The sequence below is a fragment of the Pseudomonas sp. S3_A09 genome (assembly GCF_054668065.1).
The window spans coordinates 3,012,727-3,032,867 of the sequence record NZ_CP162752.1 but is presented as its reverse complement, the minus strand read 5'-3'; the positions used below and the strand labels follow the sequence as shown (position 1 = coordinate 3,032,867).

Sequence of the window (20,141 nt, the reverse complement as noted above, 5' to 3'; positions counted from 1 at the left end):
AGCTGTCGAGCTTTAGCGAGGCTGCGATGCAGGCTCTGCGGTCTTGCAGACACGGCGCGGTGATCCTTTCGCAGCCTCGCTGAAGCTCGACAGCTCCCACCTCGATCTGCTTCGCGTTGAAGTACGCGTTCCTACTGAGCGGATTTACGCGTCAACAACTCCACAAACGCCGCAGCCATCGGCGTCTCACAAGCCCCTTTCGGGAACTCGGGCATATGCCTGAAGCAACCACAGTTGGAAAACTGCGACGATCAAAGGTGGGAGCTGTCGAGCTTTAGCGAGGCTGCGATGCAGGCGCTGCGGTCTTGCAGATACGGCGCTTTCGCAGCCTCGCTGAAGCTCGACAGCTCCCACCTCGATCTGCTTCGCGTTGAAGTACGCGTTCTTACTGAGCGGATTTACGCGTTAACAACTCCACAAACGCCGCAGCCATCGGCGTCTGCGCGCCTTTTCGCTGCACCAGCCATACCGACGTCACCGCCTCCGGGTCCAGCAAGGTGCGATACACCACTCCGTCAATCCGTATGCGCTGGTAAGACGCGGGCAGCACCGACACGCCCAACCCCGCCGCGACCAGACCGATGATGGTCATCGCCTCCCCCGCTTCCTGGGCAAAATGCGGGCTGAAACCGGCGTCTCGGCACAGGCTGAGCAACTGCGCGTAGAGTCCACTGCCGTAGCTGCGCGGGAAAAACACGAATGGTTCTTCCGCCAACTGCGCCAGGTGCAGGCCACGCTCACTGCCTGCTACCAACGGGTGGCCAGCGTTCATGACGGCCACCAGCGGTTCGCGCATCAACTCGACCACACTCAGTGAGTCCGGCAACGGCAGGGGGCGCATCAAGCCCACCTGAATCGACTCGTCCACCAGCGACTCGGCCACCTCGGTGCTGCTCATCTCTTGCAGATTGAGATGCACCGCCGGGAACGCCTGGCGAAATGCAAAGATCGCCTGGGGAATGCTGGAGTTAAACGGTGCCGATGACGTGAAGCCGATCTTCAATTCACCCAGCTCACCCAACTGCGCCCGGCGCGCTACATCCGCCGCCTTGCCCACCTGCGCCAGCACCAACCGCGCCTCGTGCAGGAACAAACGCCCCGCCTCGCTCAGCTCGACCCGACGATTGGTACGCTCGAACAACCGCCCGCCCACCTCCTGCTCCAGCGCCTGTATCTGCTGACTCAGCGGCGGCTGCGAGATGCCTAGCACCTGCGCAGCCCGGCCAAAGTGCAGTTCTTCGGCGACGGCAATGAAGTACCGCAAGTGACGCAATTCCATGCAAACCTCATTAGGTCGTAAAAACTATCAAACAGGTCGAACAATATATTGGAAAGAATCATTAGCCAGCTATATTCTTTTTTGCATGGCCGGTCCTGGCACACTCTTCCTCCCCCGAGGTCCCCGTGAATTCTGCTGTCGCTCCACTTGCTCAAGAAGTCCCGCCCACTGCCCTCGATGAGGTAGTGGCCCAGCTCAATGACGCGTACATCGAAAAAGGCACGCCGATGTTCATGCGCACGGTGCTGGCGCTGTTCTCCGGGGGGTTCGCCACCTTTGCCCTGCTGTATTGCGTGCAGCCGATGATGCCGGCGCTGTCCCACGAGTTTTCCATCAATGCCGCGCAGAGTAGTCTGATCCTGTCCGTGTCCACCGCGATGCTCGCGCTGGGCCTGCTGATTACCGGGCCGATTTCCGACACCCTGGGACGTAAACCGGTGATGGTCGCCGCGTTGTTCTGCGCGGCGTTCGCGACGATTGCCAGTGGTTTGATGCCGTCCTGGGAAGGGATTCTATTCATGCGCGCACTGGTGGGCCTGTCGCTGAGCGGCCTGGCCGCCGTGGCCATGACCTACCTGAGCGAAGAGATCCACCCGCAGCACATCGGCCTGGCCATGGGCCTGTACATTGGTGGCAACGCGATTGGCGGCATGAGCGGGCGCCTGATCATCGGCGTGTTGATCGACTTCGTCAGCTGGCACACCGCAATGTTGATCATCGGCGCCCTGGCGCTGATCGCCGCCACGGTGTTCTGGAAAATCCTCCCCGAATCGCGCAACTTCCGCGCCAGCAGTCTCAAGCCGCGTAGCCTGGTGGACAGCTTTGTCATGCACTTCAAGGATGCGGGCCTGCCGTGGCTGTTCCTCGAAGCCTTCCTGCTGATGGGCGCGTTCGTGACGATGTTCAATTACATCGGCTATCGCCTGCTGGCCGATCCCTACGACCTGAGCCAAGCCGTGGTCGGCCTGCTGTCGCTGGTGTACCTCTCGGGTATCTACAGTTCGGCGAAAATCGGCTCCCTGGCCGACCGCCTCGGTCGCCGCCGCGTGCTGTGGGCCACCATTGTGCTGATGCTCGCCGGCATGCTCCTGACCCTGTTCAGCCCACTGTGGCTGGTGGTGCCGGGCATGCTGATCTTTACCTTCGGCTTCTTCGGCGCCCACTCGGTGGCCAGCAGCTGGATCGGCCGCCGCGCGGTCAAGGCGAAGGGGCAGGCATCGTCGCTGTACCTGTTCTGCTACTACGTGGGGTCGAGTATTGCCGGAACAGCGGGCGGGTTCTTCTGGCACTTTGCCGGGTGGAACGGCATCGGCGCGTTTATCGTGGCGCTGTTGATGGGTGCGTTGCTGGTGGCGTTGAAGTTGGCGAAGTTGCCGCCGTTGGGGAATGTGAAGGCCTGATACGGTGCTGCTTTAAATGTGGGAGCGGGCTTGCTCGCGAATGCAGTGTATCAGGCATGACTGTATCAACTGACACTCCGCATTCGCGAGCAAGCCCGCTCCTCCCACATTTGTTTTGCGTGTTATTCGTGGTATTGCGCGGACAGTTCATGCACCGCGCGCAGGAACGCGCCGGCATGCTCCGGATTCACTTCCGGCGTAATGCCATGGCCCAGGTTGAATACATGCCCGGTACCCTTGCCGTAGCTGGCGAGGATGCGGCCAACTTCGGTGCGGATCGCTTCCGGCTTGGCATACAGCACGGTCGGGTCCATGTTGCCTTGCAGCGCGACCTGACCGCCAACGCGACGGCGGGCTTCGCCAATGTCGCAGGTCCAGTCCAGGCCAAGGGCGTCAGCACCGGCGTCGGCAATGCTTTCCAGCCACAGGCCACCGCCTTTGGTGAACAGGATGACCGGCACTTTACGGCCTTCGTGTTCACGGATCAGGCCGCTGACGATCTTGCGCATGTAGGCCAGGGAGAACTCCTGGTAGGCCGCCGCCGACAGGTTGCCACCCCAGGTGTCGAAGATCTGCACCGCTTGCGCGCCGGCCATGATCTGTCCGTTGAGGTAGGAAGTGACCGACTGCGCCAGCTTGTCCAGCAGCAGGTGCATGGCTTGCGGGTTGTCGTAGAGCATGGCCTTGGTCTTGCGGAAGTCTTTCGACGAGCCGCCTTCGACCATGTAGGTGGCCAGGGTCCAAGGGCTGCCGGAGAAGCCGATCAGCGGCACGCGGCCGTTAAGCTCGCGGCGGATAGTGCTCACGGCGTCCATCACGTAACCGAGGTCTTTGTGCGGATCAGGGATCGGCAGCGCTTCGATATCGGCCAGGGTGCTGACGACTTTCTTGAAACGCGGACCTTCGCCGGTTTCAAAGTACAGGCCTTGGCCCATGGCGTCAGGGATGGTGAGGATGTCGGAAAAGAGGATGGCCGCGTCCAGTTGTGGGTAGCGGTCCAGCGGCTGCATCGTGACTTCGCAGGCGAACTCCGGGTTCATGCACAGGCTCATGAAGTCGCCGGCATGGGCGCGACTGGCGCGGTACTCCGGCAGGTAGCGACCGGCTTGGCGCATCATCCACACAGGGGTGACGTCCACAGGTTGCTTGAGCAGGGCACGAAGGAAACGGTCGTTCTTGAGGGCAGTCATGTCGGCATCCGCAAAAAAAGTACGGGCATTTTCTCAGAGCCGGACGCAAAAGGCACGGAGTGAGCCGTGCCTTTTGTCTATCGGGTCAATTTGTCGCAATGACTGGCGACGCAAACCCCACTGTGGAACGGGGTTTGTGTGGGAGCTGGCTTGCTCGCGAACGCGGTGGGTCAGTCGATACATCTGGTGACTGATAAACCGCATTCGCGAGCAAGTCGAACCGCCGCTCCCACATTTGATCCCATTTCAACCTGGAATCAGGGTCAGACTTGCAGGTAGTCCAGGATCCCTTCGGCGGCATTGCGGCCTTCGAAGATCGCCGTCACCACCAGGTCAGACCCGCGCACCATGTCGCCACCGGCGAAGATTTTCGGGTTGCTGGTCTGGTGCTTGTACTGGCCTTGTTCCGGGGCGACGACGCGGCCCTGGCTGTCGGTCTGGATCTGGAACTGCTCGAACCACGGCGCCGGGCTTGGGCGGAAACCGAAAGCGATGACCACGGCGTCGGCCGGGATGATCTCTTCGGAACCCGGGATCGGCTCGGGGCTGCGACGGCCACGGGCGTCCGGTTCGCCGAGACGGGTCTCGACCACCTTCACGCCTTCGACGCGGTCTTCACCGACAATCGCAATCGGCTGGCGGTTGTAAAGGAATTTCACGCCTTCTTCCTTGGCGTTCTTCACCTCTTTGCGCGAGCCCGGCATGTTCGCTTCGTCACGACGATACGCACAGGTCACCGACTTGGCGCCCTGGCGAATCGACGTCCGGTTGCAGTCCATCGCGGTGTCGCCACCGCCCAGCACCACAACCTTCTTGCCCTTCATGTCGACGAAGTCTTCCGGCGACTTTTCGAAGCCCAGGTTGCGATTCACGTTGGCGATCAGGAAGTCGAGCGCGTCATACACGCCTGGCAGGTCCTCACCGGCAAAGCCGCCCTTCATGTAGGTGTAGGTGCCCATGCCCATGAACACGGCATCGTATTCTTCGAGCAGTTGCTCCATGGTCACGTCTTTGCCGATCTCGGTGTTCAGGCGGAACTCGATGCCCATGCCGGTGAACACTTCTCGACGGTTGCTCAGTACGGTTTTTTCCAGCTTGAACTCGGGGATGCCGAAGGTCAGCAGGCCGCCGATTTCCGGGTTCTTGTCGAACACCACCGGGGTCACGCCACCCCGCACCAGCACGTCGGCACAGCCCAGGCCCGCCGGGCCCGCGCCAATGATCGCGACACGCTTGCCGGTCGGCTTGACCTTGGACATGTCCGGACGCCAGCCCATGGCGAACGCGGTATCGGTGATGTACTTCTCCACCGAACCGATGGTCACCGCGCCGAAGCCGTCGTTGAGGGTGCACGCACCCTCGCACAGACGGTCCTGCGGGCACACCCGGCCGCACACTTCCGGCAGGGTGTTGGTCTGGTGCGACAGCTCGGCGGCGGCGAGGATGTTGCCCTCGGCCACCAGCTTGAGCCAGTTGGGAATGAAGTTGTGCACCGGGCACTTCCATTCGCAATACGGGTTACCGCAACCCAGGCAGCGGTGGGCCTGGTCGGCCGAGTGCTGGGGTTTGAAGGGTTCGTAGATCTCCACGAACTCTTTCTTGCGTTGACGCAACAGTTTCTTCTTCGGATCTTTGCGCCCGACATCGATGAACTGGAAGTCGTTATTCAGACGTTCAGCCATGTTAAAACCTCATCAAACTCTTCAGGCGCATATCACTGCGGGTTGGCACGGATGCTGGAAAGCAACGATTTCAGGTTGGCAGCCTTGGGCTTGACCAGCCAGAAACGACGCAGGTAATCATCGAGGTTCTCGGCGAGGTTACGACCCCATTCGCTGCCGGTCTCCTCGACGTACTCGTCCAGCACGTGCTGCAAGTGGTTCCGGTAGGATTCCATGGCTTCGCCGCTGATCCGCTGGATCTCGACCAACTCGTGGTTGACCTTGTCGACGAAGGTGTTGTCCTGGTCGAGCACGTAGGCGAAACCGCCGGTCATGCCCGAACCGAAGTTGTAACCGGTCTTGCCCAGTACCGCGACGAAGCCCCCGGTCATGTACTCGCAGCAGTGATCGCCCGTGCCTTCCACCACGGTGTGGGCACCGGAGTTACGCACGGCGAAACGTTCACCAGCAGTGCCGGCGGCGAACAGCTTGCCACCGGTGGCGCCGTACAAGCAGGTGTTGCCGATGATGGCACTGTCCTGGGTCTTGTAGACGCTGCCTTGAGGCGGAACGATCACCAGCTTGCCACCGGTCATGCCCTTGCCCACGTAGTCGTTGGCATCGCCTTCCAGGTACATGTGCAGGCCGCCGGCGTTCCACACGCCGAAGCTCTGGCCCGCCGTGCCCTTGAAGCGGAAGGTGATCGGCGCTTTCGCCATACCCTGGTTGCCATGCTTGCGTGCGATTTCGCCGGAGATGCGTGCGCCGATGGAGCGGTCGCAGTTGCAGATATCCAGGGCGAATTCGCCACCGCTGGCGTCGTTGATCGAGGAAGAAGCCATCTCGACCATCTTCTCGGCCAACAGGCCTTTGTCGAACGGTGGGTTGCGGTCCACCTGGCAGAATTGTGGCTTGTCTGCCGGGATGTGGTCGCTGCCCAACAGCGGCGTCAGGTCCAGGTGATTCTGCTTGGCGGTCTGGCCTTCAAGGATGTCCAGCAGGTCGGTACGCCCGATCAGTTCTTCGAGGGAACGCACACCCAGCTTGGCCAGCCACTCACGGGTCTCTTCGGCGACGTAGGTGAAGAAATTCACCACCATGTCGACGGTGCCGATGTAGTGATCCTTGCGCAGCTTCTCGTTCTGAGTCGCAACGCCAGTGGCGCAGTTGTTCAGGTGGCAGATGCGCAGGTATTTGCAGCCCAGGGCGATCATCGGCGCAGTACCGAAGCCGAAGCTTTCGGCACCGAGGATCGCTGCCTTGATCACGTCGAGGCCGGTTTTCAGGCCACCGTCGGTCTGCACACGCACCTTGCCGCGCAGGTCGTTGCCGCGCAGGGTCTGGTGGGTCTCAGCCAGGCCGAGTTCCCACGGAGCGCCCGCGTACTTGATGGAGGTCAGCGGCGAAGCGCCGGTGCCGCCGTCGTAACCGGAGATGGTGATCAGGTCGGCATAGGCTTTGGCCACACCGGCGGCGATGGTGCCCACGCCGGCTTCTGCCACCAGTTTCACCGAGACCAAGGCCTGCGGGTTGACTTGTTTCAGGTCGAAAATCAGCTGCGACAAGTCTTCAATCGAGTAGATGTCGTGGTGCGGCGGAGGCGAGATCAGCGTCACGCCCGGTACCGCATAACGCAGCTTGGCGATCAGGCCGTTGACCTTGCCGCCTGGCAGCTGGCCGCCTTCACCGGGCTTGGCGCCCTGGGCCACCTTGATCTGCAGCACTTCAGCGTTGACCAGGTATTCCGGGGTTACGCCGAAACGGCCGGTCGCGACCTGCTTGATTTTCGAGCTCTTGATAGTGCCGTAGCGCGCCGGGTCTTCACCACCTTCGCCGGAGTTGGAACGCGCACCCAGGCGGTTCATGGCTTCGGCCAAGGCTTCGTGGGCCTCAGGCGACAAGGCGCCCAAGGAGATACCGGCGGAGTCGAAGCGCTTGAGGATCGATTCCAGCGGCTCGATTTCGCTGATGGCCAGCGGCGTGTCCAGGGTTTTTACCTTGAACAGGTCGCGGATCATCGACACCGGACGGTTGTCCACCAACGCGGTGTATTCCTTGAACTTGGCGTAGTCGCCCTGCTGCACGGCGGCTTGCAGGGTGCTGACCACGTCCGGGTTGTACGCGTGGTATTCACCACCGTGCACGAACTTGAGCAGACCGCCTTGCTGGATCGGCTTGCGCGCGCTCCAGGCTTCGGCCGCGAGGGCTTTCTGTTCGGCTTCGATGTCGACGAAACGCGCGCCTTTGATACGGCTTGGCACGCCACGGAAGCTCAGGTCGCAGACTTCTTCGGACAGGCCGATCGCTTCGAACAATTGAGCACCGCGGTAAGACGTGACGGTGGAAATGCCCATCTTCGACAGGATCTTCAGCAGGCCCTTGGTGATGCCTTTACGGTAGTTCTTGAACACCTCATAGAGGTCGCCCAGCACTTCACCGGTGCGGATCAGGTCACCCAGCACTTCGTACGCGAGGAACGGGTACACCGCCGAAGCGCCGAAGCCGATCAGCACCGCAAAATGATGCGGGTCGCGGGCAGTGGCGGTTTCCACGAGGATGTTGGAGTCGCAGCGCAGGCCTTTTTCGGTCAGGCGGTGGTGCACTGCGCCGGTGGCCAGGGACGCGTGGATCGGCAGTTTGCCCGGCGCGATGTGACGGTCAGTCAGCACGATCTGGGTACGACCGGCGCGCACGGCCTCTTCGGCCTGGTCGGCGACGTTGCGCACAGCGGCTTCAAGGCCGAGGCTCTCGTCGTAGTTCAGGTCGATGATCTGGCGGTCGAACCCTGGACGCTCCAGGGTCATCAGCGAGCGCCACTTGGCCGGCGAGACCACTGGCGAGCTGAGGATCACGCGGGAGGCGTGCTCAGGCGATTCCTGGAAGATGTTGCGCTCGGCACCGAGGCACACTTCCAGCGACATCACGATGGCTTCACGCAGCGGGTCGATCGGTGGGTTGGTCACCTGGGCGAACTGCTGACGGAAATAGTCGTACGGCGTGCGCACGCGCTGGGACAGCACAGCCATCGGCGTGTCGTCGCCCATGGAGCCGACCGCCTCGTAGCCTTGCTCGCCAAGCGGGCGCAGCACCTGGTCACGCTCTTCGAACGTGACTTGGTACATCTTCATGTACTGCTTGAGCTGATCGACGTCGTAGAACGCCGAACCGTGGTCATTGTCTTCCATGGTCGCCTGGATGCGCAGGGCGTTCTTGCGCAGCCATTGCTTGTACGGGTGACGGGACTTCAGGCGATTGTCGATAGCGTCGGTGTCGAGGATCTGACCGGTTTCGGTGTCCACGGCAAGGATCTGGCCAGGACCGACACGGCCTTTGGCGATGACGTCTTCCGGCTTGTAGTTCCACACGCCGATTTCCGACGCGAGGGTGATGAAGCCGTTGGTCGTGGTGACCCAACGCGCCGGGCGCAGACCGTTACGGTCGAGCAGGCACACCGCGTAGCGACCGTCGGTCATGACCACGCCGGCCGGGCCGTCCCACGGCTCCATGTGCATCGAGTTGTACTCGTAGAATGCACGCAGGTCCGGGTCCATGGTCTCGACGTTCTGCCACGCCGGCGGAATGATCATGCGCACGCCACGGAACAGGTCGATGCCACCGGTGACCATCAGTTCGAGCATGTTGTCCATGCTGGACGAGTCAGAACCCACACGGTTGACCAATGGGCCGAGCTCTTCCAGGTCCATCAGGTCGTTGGCGAACTTGGTGCGACGGGCCACGGCCCAGTTGCGGTTGCCGGTGATGGTGTTGATCTCGCCATTGTGGGCGAGGAAGCGGAATGGCTGGGCCAGCGGCCATTTCGGCAGGGTGTTGGTGGAGAAGCGCTGGTGGAACACGCAGATTGCGGTTTGCAGGCGCTCATCGCTCAGGTCTGGATAGAAGGCGGTGAGGTCCGCCGGCATCATCAGGCCTTTATAAATGATGGTCTTGTGGGAAAAGCTGCAGATGTAGTGGTCGGTGTCGGCCGCGTTGGCCACGGACGAGCGACGACGCGAGGTAAACAGCTTGATCGCCATGTCCTGGTCGCTCAGGCCTTCGCCCGCGATGAACACTTGTTCGATCTGCGGCAGGCGCTCATTGGCCAGGCGGCCGAGCACGCTGGTATCGATCGGCACTTTGCGCCAGCCGACGAGCTGCAGGCCGGCGGCCAGGATCTCGCGGTTCATGTTCTCGCGAGCGGCTTCGGCTTTGACCGGGTCCTGGTTGAAAAACACCATGCCCACGGCGTACTGCTTGGGCAGGTCGACCGCAAATTGCTCTTTTGCGACAGCACGCAGGAACTGGTCGGGCTTTTGAATCAGCAAGCCGCAACCGTCACCGGTCTTGCCGTCGGCGTTGATCCCACCGCGGTGGGTCATGCAGGTCAGGGCCTCGATGGCCGTTTGCAAAAGGGTATGACTGGGTTCGCCCTGCATATGGGCTATCAGGCCGAAACCACAGTTATCCTTGAATTCATCGGGTTGGTACAGACCTGCTTTCATAGACACTTTCTCACCAGGCTGCCTCTTATATCGAGGCAAATTTCTTTTCAATTCAACCGGTTACCTTCCACGCCGAACGTACGCCGGCTTAGCGGGGGCAAAAGGGAGGTCATTGTACACACCGACACAGACGCTCACAAATTTAGCGACGAAATGTCGCAAATCTATGTCGCATTTATGAAAGGTTTAAAGCGATATGCTGTGCTAGTCAAAACTTTTTTAATTCTGACCGCTACGACTCAAAAGCTACTGTGACGCAGACACCACAAAGCGCGCGGTCTCTAGAGACTGCACGCACTTGCGGTTATTTTTTGAGGTGCCGGGAGGGCGGCCTGGGTAAGGCCGCCGGATCTTCAGCGAGTTGTTGCGAGTTCTTGTTGAACGCTGGCAACAGTGCGAGGCCAAGGTTTACCAGCCTGAACCTTCGCTGGCAAGGCTTTGATCGCAGAATCGGCTGCTGCACGGCTGGAGAAGTTGCCGTAGGTGATCACGTAGAGAGGCTTGCCGTTGAGCACTTTCTTGAAATAACGGTACTCGCCGCCCTGCTCTTTCACGAACGCCTGGGCGTTGGCCTCGGAGCTGGTACCCAGGATCTGCACCACGAAGTTGCCGGAAGGCTGACTGGCGTACCAGCTGCTGCCAGCGGCACCCGCTTTGGCAACAGTGGCGGCCGGTTTTTCAGCCGGCTTGGCCGCTGGAGCCGGGGTAGGCTTGACGGTTGGCGCAGGCGCAACCGGCTTGGTCACAGGCGCAGGCTTGGCGGTGGCGACGGTCGGCGCAGGGGTAGGCGCGGGGGTCGGCTTGGCGGCCGGCTGACCCGCTGGCACGCCCGCAGGCGGTGCAGTGGTGGTCACGGTTGGCGGTGTCGCGCTGGAGCCTTCCACCGGCACGCCGTCGTCGCCTTCGGAGATGCCACCGGCTTCTTCTGCAAGGGGGCCACGCATCACAGGCTGGCCGACCATCGGCAGGTTGGTCGGTTGACCGGAGTTGGCGAATTCAACATTTGGTGTGGGCTTGCCCAGTGGCAACTGCGCCTGTTCGGTTGGCGCGCCGGCGGTGGTCGGTGCCTTGCTGCGACCCGGGATCAACCAGGCGGCGGCGACAGCGACCACAACAACGGCGGAAATAGCCAATACGTGTTTCTTAGGCATTGTGAACCCCATCTTTGGACGCTTGACCGCAGTGCGGCTGGCAATCATGGCTTCGATCATGGCATCGCGGGCAACCTGGTTGATGGTGCCAGGCCAGCCGTCGGAGCTTTCGTGAATATCAGAGATCTGCTGAGCGGAGAAAAGTTCGATACCCGCCCCTGCGCCTTCCAGGCGTTGAGCCAGGTATTCGCGGGTTTCTTCCTCTTCGTACGGCTGCAATTCGATGACGTGGAACAGCTCCTGATCACCGCTGATCTGCTCCAGATCGGCGATCAGCGACGACTCGCCAAACAGGAATACGTGCGGGCGACCTTCCGGCGTACCCGCCGCCAGCGCCAGCAGCGCTTCCAGGGCGGATTCGTCGAGCTGCTCGGCGTCATCCACCAGCAGGTAGACTTCCTGGCCCGTCAGGCCCAGTTGTACCACCTGCTTGAGGATCGCGTTTGGCTCGGCAGTGGCCACGTCCAGGGACTGGGCAACCTGACGCAGCACGCCCGCCGCATCCCCGGCACCACGGGCCGATACCACCACGCTCTGTACCGACTGCTTGTTGGTACTGGCCACCAGGGCCTGGCGCAGCAGGGTCTTGCCGCTGCCCAACGGGCCGGTCACGACCAGCAGCAGTTGGCTGTATCGCGCGAGGTGGTGCAGTTGGCCGAGCACTGGCTTGCGCTGGGCCGGGAAAAATTTGAAGCCAGGCACCCGTGGAGCAAAAGGGTCGTGGCTTAACTGGTAATGGCCGAGGAACGCCTCGTCGGCATGCAAACTAGTCATCGGGATCTTATTAACCTTTAAGCTGGGCCAGGGCGCGGTAATCCGCTCCCAGCGTGGCCTGTAAAATCTCTTTCGGATAATCGTCGGTCACCACTGCTTCGCCCATGTGGCGCAGCAGCACCAGTCGCAGTCGACCGTCGATCACTTTCTTGTCTATTGCCATATGTTCGAGGAAATCCGCCTCAGTCATCTCCTCCGGCGGAATGACCGGCAAACCGGCGCGCTGGAACAGGCGGATGCCACGATCACGCTCCTGGGCGCTGATCCAGCCCAGACGCTGCGACATCTCCAACGCCATCACCGTGCCAGCCGCTACAGCCTCTCCATGCAACCACACACCATAGCCCATGTGCGTTTCGATCGCATGGCCGAAGGTGTGACCCAGGTTCAAGGTGGCCCGCACACCGGACTCCCGTTCGTCGGCATTCACCACCAGCGCCTTGGCGGCGCAGGAGCGCGAAATCGCTTCAGTGAGTGCCGCCTGGTCCAGGTTGCGCAGGGCATCCACATGTTCTTCCAGCCAGGTCAGGAAGGGCTCGTCGCAGATCAACCCGTACTTGATGACTTCCGCCAAGCCCGCCGACAGCTCGCGCGGCGGCAAGGTGTTGAGGGTCGTGGTGTCGATCAGCACGGCTTGAGGCTGGTAGAACGCGCCCACCATGTTTTTGCCCAGCGGGTGGTTGATGCCGGTCTTGCCGCCCACCGACGAATCGACCTGGGACAGCAAGGTGGTCGGCACCTGGATAAAGTCCACGCCGCGCTGGTAGCAGGCCGCCGCAAAACCGGCCATATCGCCGATTACACCGCCGCCCAGGGCGATCACAGTAGTACGGCGATCATGGCGCGCAGTCAGCAGGCCATCAAAAATCAGTTGCAGGGTTTCCCAGTTCTTATGGGCTTCGCCGTCGGGCAGGATCACGGAGATCACCGAATACGCCGCCAGGCTGCGGCTCAGACGCTCAAGATACAGCGGCGCGACCGTTTCGTTGGAGATGATCGCCACTTGCCGCCCGGCAATATGCGGTGCGAGCAACTCGGGCTGGTCCAGCAGACCTTCGCCAATATGGATCGGGTAGCTGCGCTCGCCTAGATCGACCTTAAGTGTCTGCATGTGTCCCCGCGTTAGAGATGGAGTGACGACCGACGACGTCAAGATCTGACGTCACCTGATGGCTCTACGCCACACCCCACAGGGTGATAGCGCGCCGCCGAGAATAGCGCATTTCGAGCCGGGCTTTAACGGGGTGGCAGCCGTTGCAGGCGCTCAAGAATGTCGAGGACCACCATCCGGGGTGGCCGCTCATCGGTTTCCACCACCAGATCGGCGATTTCCCGATACAGCGGATCGCGCAGCGTGAGCAGGTCCCGCAGGGTTTTCTCCGGGTTGGCCGTGCGCAGCAACGGGCGATTGCGATCGCGGGCGGTGCGGCCCACCTGCTGCTCGACCGAGGCATGCAGATAGACCACCCGACCACCGGCATGCAACGCGCGGCGGTTTTCATCGCGCATCACCGCACCGCCGCCGGTCGCCAATACCACGCCATCGCAGCCGCACAGCTCGGCAATCATCGCCTGCTCGCGGTCACGAAAGCCCAGTTCGCCTTCCTTATCGAAGATCCATGGGATATTGGCACCCGTGCGCAATTCAATTTCCTTGTCGGAATCTTTGAACGGCAGGCGCAGCTCTTTGGCCAGCAAACGGCCGATGGTGCTTTTTCCAGCCCCCATCGGTCCTACAAGAATCAAATTTCGCACAGAATCAACGACTCACAGCAATCGCCTGGTTATTCATAATACGCGGAGTCAGGAATACCAGCAGCTCGGATTTTTTCTCCGCCAGCACATCGCGCCGGAAAAGGCGGCCAAGATACGGCACATCGCCCAAAAATGGCACTTTATCTACCACTTTGCTCTGGGTATTGGAGAAAACTCCGCCGATCACGATGGTCTCGCCATCCTTGACCAATACCTTGGCGTTGACCTCGTTCTTCTTGATCGGCGGCACGTCGTTGAGTTTGTTCAGGTAGTCGGGCTCATCCTTGGTGACCTTGACCTCCATGATCACGCGGTCATCGGGGGTGATCTGCGGGGTGACTTCCAACGACAGCGAGGCCTCCTTGAACGACACTGACGTAGCGCCGCTGGAGCTGGATTCCTGGTAGGGAATCTCGGTGCCCTTGAGGATGCGTGCGGTTTCTTTGTCGGAAGTGACCACCTTGGGTTGCGAGACGATTTCGCCGTTGCCGGTTTTCTCCATGGCGGTGAGCTCCAGGTCCAGCAACAGGTTGTCGGTGATATAGGCAATGCCCAGGCCCGAGGTGCCGGTGAGTGATCCCAAGTCCACAAAAGGTGATGGGGGTGGGTTTTCCGGCGGTGCGGCGCCCTCAGGCGGAGGTTTCGCAATGCCACCCGCGCCCCAGTTACCCCGATTGAGCCGCCCACCCCAGCGCGCGCCCAGGCTTTTGTCGTAATCGACATTGGCCTCGACAATCCGCGCCTCGATCATCACCTGGCGCACGGGAATATCCAGCTGCGCCACGATCCGTCGCAGTTCCTCCAGTCGCTCGACAGTCTGATAGGCGATGATGTTGTTGGTGCGATCATCCACCGCCACCGAACCACGCTCATCGGTCACGCCCTCAAGGCCGGTGACCGACTGGAACAACTTGGCCAGGTCTGCCGCCTTGGCGTAATTGACTTGCAGCAGCTCGCGGCGCAACGGCGCCAGCTCGGCCATCTGCTTTCGCGATTCCAGCGTGAGCAGCTCGCGCGCAGCCAGTTCCTCGGCCGGCGCCACCAACAACACGCCGGCCTTCACCCGCTTGTCCAGGCCCTTGGCTTGCAGCACCAGGTCCAGCGCCTGATCCCAGGACACATCCTTGAGGCGCAGGGTGATCGAACCCTGCACATCGTCACTGGCAACCAGATTGAGGCCCGCCACATCGGCAATTTGTTGCAACGCCGTGCGCAACTCGATGCTCTGGAAGTTGAGGCTGAGCTTGTCGCCTGTGTAGGCGCTCAGCGTGGTGCCGCCGGGAGGCGGCAACTGGATCAGATCTACACGATTGGGCACAGCAGCAGCCATCGGTGCCGTGAACGCTATCCATAGCGCCACACCGAAGGACGAGAAAGTCCTTTTCATTGTTTGATTCCGTTATGAGTTGATGTTTAGCACCAGGGTTCGCGGGCGTTCCAGCCATGCCCCCTGACCATCGGGAAACAGCTCGACCAGTTCTATGGAGCGCTCATGAATGGCTGTGACTCGGCCATGGTCCGGCCCCAGGTAGTCCCCGACCGTCAGGCGATGCACCTTGGACGAGGCACGTAGCAGAGCAAAAACCTGCCCCCCACGAGACAGCGTGCCAACCATTTCAAACTGGTCCACTGCAAGGTTTTCCAGCACGCCACGTGGCCGGGCAAAGTCCGGCGCACGGGCCGGTCGCCCCATCAAATGATCGACCCGCACCGCAAGCCGGTGAAATGGATCACGCAACGCGGACGAGTCGTAGGCAAAGGGCTGCCGCTGTACAAGCCGCCCACCGCCCTGCGCATGCCAGTAAGTCTTGGCCAGCACGTCAAGGCGCAACCGCTTGCCGTCACGCCGAAGCACCACATCGTGCACCGTGGCGATGCGCGACAGGCCACCCAGGCCCGCCAGGAACATCGCCAGGTCGTGATAAGCCCCCGCGACGCCGACCTGCACGGGTTGTTCGTGAAAGAACGACCTGGACAACGCATCCAAAGGCGTGACGCTCTCGACCACCAACCCGTTGGCCAGCGCCAGACGCGCGATGTCTTCCAGCAAACCAGGCATCTCGGACTCGCCAGGCAACGCCTGCAAACGTTCGTCGACCTTCGCTTGCATCAGTTGGAGCTGCTGCGTACGCGCTGCAAGGCTGGCGGCCAGCCCAGTCTTTTGTGCGACTTGCTGCTGCAGGGCCACTTCCCGCGCCTCGACCTGGTGCAACCGTTCCCGCGAAGGGCTCAGGTACACAAGGTCGCCCACCACAAACACCACGCCCGCCAGCGCACAACCCAACAGGGCCTTGCCAGGTAGGGACCATTTTGCAGCGTTGTAAGTGAGTGCAGAAAGATTGAGCCTTGGCAGGCTCAAGGTTGAGCCTCGGAGGACTCTCCCTGACGCACCATCAGCTGGAATTGATTGTTGCCGCGCGCGCCATCCGTTCGCACATGCTGCAACCGAGTGGAATGGGCGCCTTCCGCGGCTTCCAGGCGGCGCATCAATTGAGCGATGTCCTGGCTGGATTCAGCGCTGCCGCTGATACTGACCGTATCCCCCTTGGCCACCACCTCATGCAGGTGCACGCCGTCGGGGACCGCGCGCGCCAGTTGGTCCAACAGTTGAGCACCGGACGAGCGGGCATCATGCAGGTCTTGAACGACTTTCATGCGTTGCGCCAACTGCTGGCTTTGCTCCTGCAGATCGTCGATGGTCTTGATGCGTGAATCCAGGCCGACGATCTCCTTGCCCAGATGGTCATTGCGGGTCACTTGACGATCGATGGCCCGGTCGATCACCTGGTCCGCCAGCCAAACGGCCGCGAGCGCCGCACAGGCGAACGCCAGCAAGCACGCCAGTAGATACTTGCGTCGCCGCTCTGCCAGCGCCTGGCGCCAAGGCAGTAGGTTGATTCGTGTCTTCAAGCGAAACTCCTCAGGGCCAACCCGCAAGCAATTCCCATCCCCTGGGCATCCACGGCCCATTGTGCACCATCGACGCGATGACTCGGCGTGAAGCTGGCGAAATCCTGACTGCAAGCGCGCGCCAATGCAAACGCTTCGACATCGATCACCTTCGGCACCAGCCCCGCCAAGGCCAAAACCGCCTCGCGGGCTTCCACTTGTTCCTTCAAGCAGGCGGCCAGCAATACCTCGACCCGGTTCGGGTCCAGGGCCGTCGGCCCACGCACTTGAAAGTCGATAGCCACGTCATCCAGCGGATAAGGAATGTACTGGTCTGCCTCCATCTGGATCATCCAGGCCATCTCATCGTCGGTGAGGCCGGCTTCCAGATCAATCATCCGCGTGATCACCGAGGGCCCGGCCACGGCAGCGGCAGCGCCACGAACCGATGTCGACAACCGCGACCACGCGCTGCGCAAAGCGCGCCCTACGCCTTCAAGATCAAGGAGTGTGCCGTCGACCACCGTTTGCGCCGGCAACGCCTGCGTGACGTAGCCTTGAATGTTGAAACCTGAAGGTGAACGGCCCAGCTCGATCAAGCGGATGGCCGTGTCATTGATGTCGACACCCAGCAAGGTGCGAGCTTTTCCCGTGAAAAATCCTTTTCCCATAAAACTCCCTAAAGCTTTGTCTGTCATACCGCCTGATTGCCGCTGGGCGCCATGCATTCGGTCGACTTGTTGAACAGGTGCGAATGACGCCCCAAGTCGAAAAATGCTTTAATGCCCAGCGTTTTTTCCCGCTTTTTATCTGCAGCTCGGGTCGATCCATCGTTTGCCATGCATGCCCCGAGGCCTAACTCATTCTTTTCTCTGGAAATCCAAAAGCCTTGATTCGTCTGCTGAAGTTTTTCGGGTACTCCATTGTCGCCATCGTTTGCGGGCTGCTGCTCGTATTCAGCGGGGCCTACCTCTACCTTAGTCCGGGTTTGCCCTCGGTAGAGGCCCTCAGAAGTATCCAGTTGCAGATTCCTTTGCGGGTCTACAGCAGCGATGAAAAACTGATCGCGGAGTTCGGCGAAATGCGCCGCACACCGATCCGTTTTGCCGATATTCCGCCCAATTTCATCAGCGCCCTGCTGTCGGCCGAAGACGATAATTTTGCCAACCACTATGGCGTCGACCCCAGCAGCCTGGTGCGCGCGGCCACGCAATTGGTAAAAAGCGGACACATTCAGTCCGGCGGCAGCACCATCACCATGCAGGTGGCGAAGAACTTCTTCCTCACTAGCGAGCGCAGCTTTTCACGTAAAGCTACCGAGATCCTCCTGGCACTGCAGATCGAACGCCAGTTGACCAAGGACGAGATCCTCGAGCTGTACGTCAACAAGATCTACCTGGGCAACCGTGCCTACGGGATCGAGGCGGCTTCCCAGGTTTACTATGGCAAGTCCATCCGTGACGCCAGCCTGGCGCAGATGGCCATGATCGCCGGCCTGCCCAAGGCCCCGTCACGCTTCAACCCGCTGGCCAACCCGGCGCGAAGCAAAGAACGCCGCGACTGGATCCTGGGCCGCATGTACAAGCTGGGCAAGATCGACCAGGCCGCTTACGAAAGCGCCATCGCCGAACCGTTGAACGCCAGCTACCACGTGCCGACGCCGGAAGTGAACGCCCCGTATATCGCCGAAATGGCGCGCGCCGAGATGGTCGGCCGCTATGGCAGCGAGGCGTACACCGAAGGTTTCCGGGTGACCACCACGGTGCCGAGCAACCTGCAGGAAATCGCCAATGACTCGGTGCACTCAGGCCTGATCACCTACGACCAGCGCCACGGCTACCGGGGCCCTGAGTCGCGCCTGCCGGGCAAGACCCTGAGCGCCTGGACCACCGAACTGGGCAAACAACGCGCCATCAGCGGCCTGGAGCCGGCCATCGTCACCCAGGTGAAGAAAGATGGCCTGCAGGTGCTGACCCGCACTGGCGAAGCCCATGTGGCGTGGGACAGCATGAAATGGGCACGCCCATTCCTGAACACCAACAGCATGGGCGCGCTGCCCAAGCAGCCGTCTGACGTGGCCCAGGTGGGTGATTTGATCCGCGTGCAGCGCCAGAAGGACGACAGCCTCAAGTTCAGCCAAGTGCCGTTGGCCCAAGGCGCCCTGGTCTCCCTGGACCCGCAGAACGGTGCGATTCGCGCCCTGGTCGGCGGCTTCGCGTTCGAACAGAGCAACTACAACCGTGCGACCCAGGCCAAGCGCCAGCCGGGCTCGAGCTTCAAACCGTTTATCTACAGTGCCGCGCTGGACAACGGCTACACCGCCGCCAGCCTGGTCAATGATGCACCGATCGTGTTTGTCGACGAGTACCTGGACAAGGTCTGGCGTCCGAAGAACGATACCAACACCTTCCTCGGCCCGATCCGTATCCGCGAGGCGCTGTACAAGTCGCGCAACCTGGTGTCGATCCGCTTGCTGCAGGCGATGGGCGTCGGCAAGACCATCGATTACATGACGCGCTTTGGCTTCTCCAAGTCAGACCTGCCGCCGAACCTGTCCCTGGCCCTGGGCACTGCGACCCTGACGCCGATGGAAATCGCCACGGGCTGGAGCACCTTTGCCAACGGCGGCTACAAGATCGCGCCGTACCTGATCGACAAGATTGAAAGCCGCAACGGCGACACCCTGTTCACCGCCAACCCGCCACGCGTGCCGGGTGATGTGGTCAACGGTGTAGCGGCGACTGATGGCCTGGCGGCGCCGAGCAATGGCGGCATCACCATCGAGCCGGCCCCTGGCACCACGCCGGCCACCAACGCTGCTGCAACCGAACCGCAGACGCCCGCCGTGGCCGAGCGCATCGTGGATGGCCGTACCACCTACATCCTCAACAGCATCCTTGAAGACGTGATCAAGAAGGGCACCGGCCGCCGCGCCCTGGCCCTGGGGCGTCCGGACATTGCGGGCAAGACCGGTACCACCAACGAGTCCAAGGACGCCTGGTTCTCCGGTTATAACGCCGATTACGTGACCACCGTGTGGACCGGCTATGACCAACCGGAAAGCTTGGGTCGCCGCGAGTTCGGTGGCACCGTCGCGCTGCCGATCTGGATGAGTTATATGGGCGCAGCCTTGAAGGACAAGCCGCCCCACACCCAACCGGAGCCGGAGGGTATCCTCAGCCTGCGCATCGACCCGGTGAGTGGCCGCGCGGCCTCGCCAAGCACGCCGAATGCGTACTTCGAACTGTTCAAGAGCGAAGACACACCGCCGTCGGTCAACGAGCTGGGCAATGGCGTTGTACCGGGCAGCCCGTTGCCGGCGGATGAGGCGGCGCCGATCGATCTGTTCTAGTGAGATTTATGGCCTGAAACAGGCCGAATGTGGGAGCGGGCTTGCCCGCGATTGCGGTGTGTCAGGCACCACATGAGCGGATTGATCCACCGCTATCGCGGGCAAGCCTGCTCCCACCTTTAGATCTAATCGACCACAAAAAAGCCCCGACTCGCGAGAGCCGGGGCTTTTTGTTGGTGCGCTACAACGGC

The 20,141-nt window shown here is 61.4% G+C and carries 13 protein-coding genes and 1 pseudogene; 2 read left to right on the top strand and 12 right to left on the bottom strand.

The window, feature by feature from the left end:
- Positions 1-385: 385 nt before the first annotated feature.
- Entirely contained in the window at positions 386-1,279 is an 894-nt protein-coding gene (locus AB4N92_RS14235) for a LysR family transcriptional regulator (protein WP_236267420.1), read from the bottom strand.
- Between the two features lie 125 nt (positions 1,280-1,404).
- Here AB4N92_RS14235 and AB4N92_RS14230 point away from each other — a divergent pair, with 125 nt between their 5' ends.
- Positions 1,405-2,679 carry an MFS transporter gene (locus AB4N92_RS14230; RefSeq protein ID WP_236267422.1) on the top strand — a complete coding sequence of 425 codons (1,275 nt, stop codon included), beginning with the start codon at positions 1,405-1,407 and terminating at the stop codon, positions 2,677-2,679.
- 122 nt (positions 2,680-2,801) lie between these two features.
- Here the strand turns inward: AB4N92_RS14230 and hemE are convergent, their stop codons facing one another.
- The 11 genes and pseudogenes from hemE to AB4N92_RS14175 all read right to left on the bottom strand — a co-directional run bounded on the left by hemE (position 2,802) and on the right by AB4N92_RS14175 (position 17,439).
- Complete coding sequence (hemE, locus tag AB4N92_RS14225) at positions 2,802-3,869, bottom strand: uroporphyrinogen decarboxylase (protein WP_010213749.1); 1,068 nt, start codon at positions 3,867-3,869, stop codon at positions 2,802-2,804.
- 263 nt (positions 3,870-4,132) lie between these two features.
- On the bottom strand, positions 4,133-5,551 hold the full coding sequence (locus tag AB4N92_RS14220) for an FAD-dependent oxidoreductase (RefSeq protein WP_010213750.1): 1,419 nt from the start codon (positions 5,549-5,551) through the stop codon (positions 4,133-4,135).
- A gap of 32 nt (positions 5,552-5,583) precedes the next feature.
- On the bottom strand, positions 5,584-10,029 hold the full coding sequence (gltB, locus tag AB4N92_RS14215; RefSeq protein ID WP_021492320.1) for a glutamate synthase large subunit: 4,446 nt from the start codon (positions 10,027-10,029) through the stop codon (positions 5,584-5,586).
- 353 nt (positions 10,030-10,382) lie between these two features.
- Positions 10,383-11,954 carry an SPOR domain-containing protein gene (locus AB4N92_RS14210; RefSeq protein ID WP_010213754.1) on the bottom strand — a complete coding sequence of 524 codons (1,572 nt, stop codon included), beginning with the start codon at positions 11,952-11,954 and terminating at the stop codon, positions 10,383-10,385.
- Positions 11,955-11,964: 10 nt separating this feature from the next.
- A complete protein-coding gene (gene aroB / locus AB4N92_RS14205; protein ID WP_029529260.1) occupies positions 11,965-13,065 on the bottom strand; it encodes a 3-dehydroquinate synthase in 1,101 nt (366 codons plus the stop codon).
- A 125-nt stretch (positions 13,066-13,190) separates the two neighbouring features.
- Positions 13,191-13,709 (bottom strand): shikimate kinase AroK, encoded by a 519-nt coding sequence (gene aroK, locus AB4N92_RS14200; RefSeq protein ID WP_010213757.1) that lies wholly within the window; start codon positions 13,707-13,709, stop codon positions 13,191-13,193.
- 4 nt (positions 13,710-13,713) lie between these two features.
- Positions 13,714-14,970 (bottom strand): annotated as a pseudogene (locus AB4N92_RS14195) (type IV pilus secretin PilQ); the annotation flags it as partial.
- Between the two features lie 138 nt (positions 14,971-15,108).
- The gene (locus AB4N92_RS14190; protein ID WP_047544118.1) at positions 15,109-16,068 is read right to left on the bottom strand and encodes a pilus assembly protein PilP; all 960 of its coding nucleotides are present in this window, start codon (positions 16,066-16,068) and stop codon (positions 15,109-15,111) included.
- On the bottom strand, positions 16,065-16,619 hold the full coding sequence (locus AB4N92_RS14185) for a PilN domain-containing protein (protein WP_010213760.1): 555 nt from the start codon (positions 16,617-16,619) through the stop codon (positions 16,065-16,067). Before AB4N92_RS14185 ends, AB4N92_RS14190 begins: the two co-directional genes overlap by 4 nt.
- Entirely contained in the window at positions 16,616-17,269 is a 654-nt protein-coding gene (gene pilM, locus AB4N92_RS14180) for a type IV pilus biogenesis protein PilM (protein WP_021492323.1), read from the bottom strand. The genes AB4N92_RS14185 and pilM overlap by 4 nt, the downstream gene beginning before the upstream one ends.
- A gap of 23 nt (positions 17,270-17,292) precedes the next feature.
- Positions 17,293-17,439 carry a hypothetical protein gene (locus tag AB4N92_RS14175; protein WP_021492324.1) on the bottom strand — a complete coding sequence of 49 codons (147 nt, stop codon included), beginning with the start codon at positions 17,437-17,439 and terminating at the stop codon, positions 17,293-17,295.
- Positions 17,440-17,490: 51 nt separating this feature from the next.
- On the opposite strand from AB4N92_RS14175, the gene AB4N92_RS14170 reads away from it, so the two are divergent.
- The gene (locus AB4N92_RS14170) at positions 17,491-19,950 is read left to right on the top strand and encodes a penicillin-binding protein 1A (RefSeq protein ID WP_370737443.1); all 2,460 of its coding nucleotides are present in this window, start codon (positions 17,491-17,493) and stop codon (positions 19,948-19,950) included.
- Positions 19,951-20,141 lie beyond the last annotated feature (191 nt).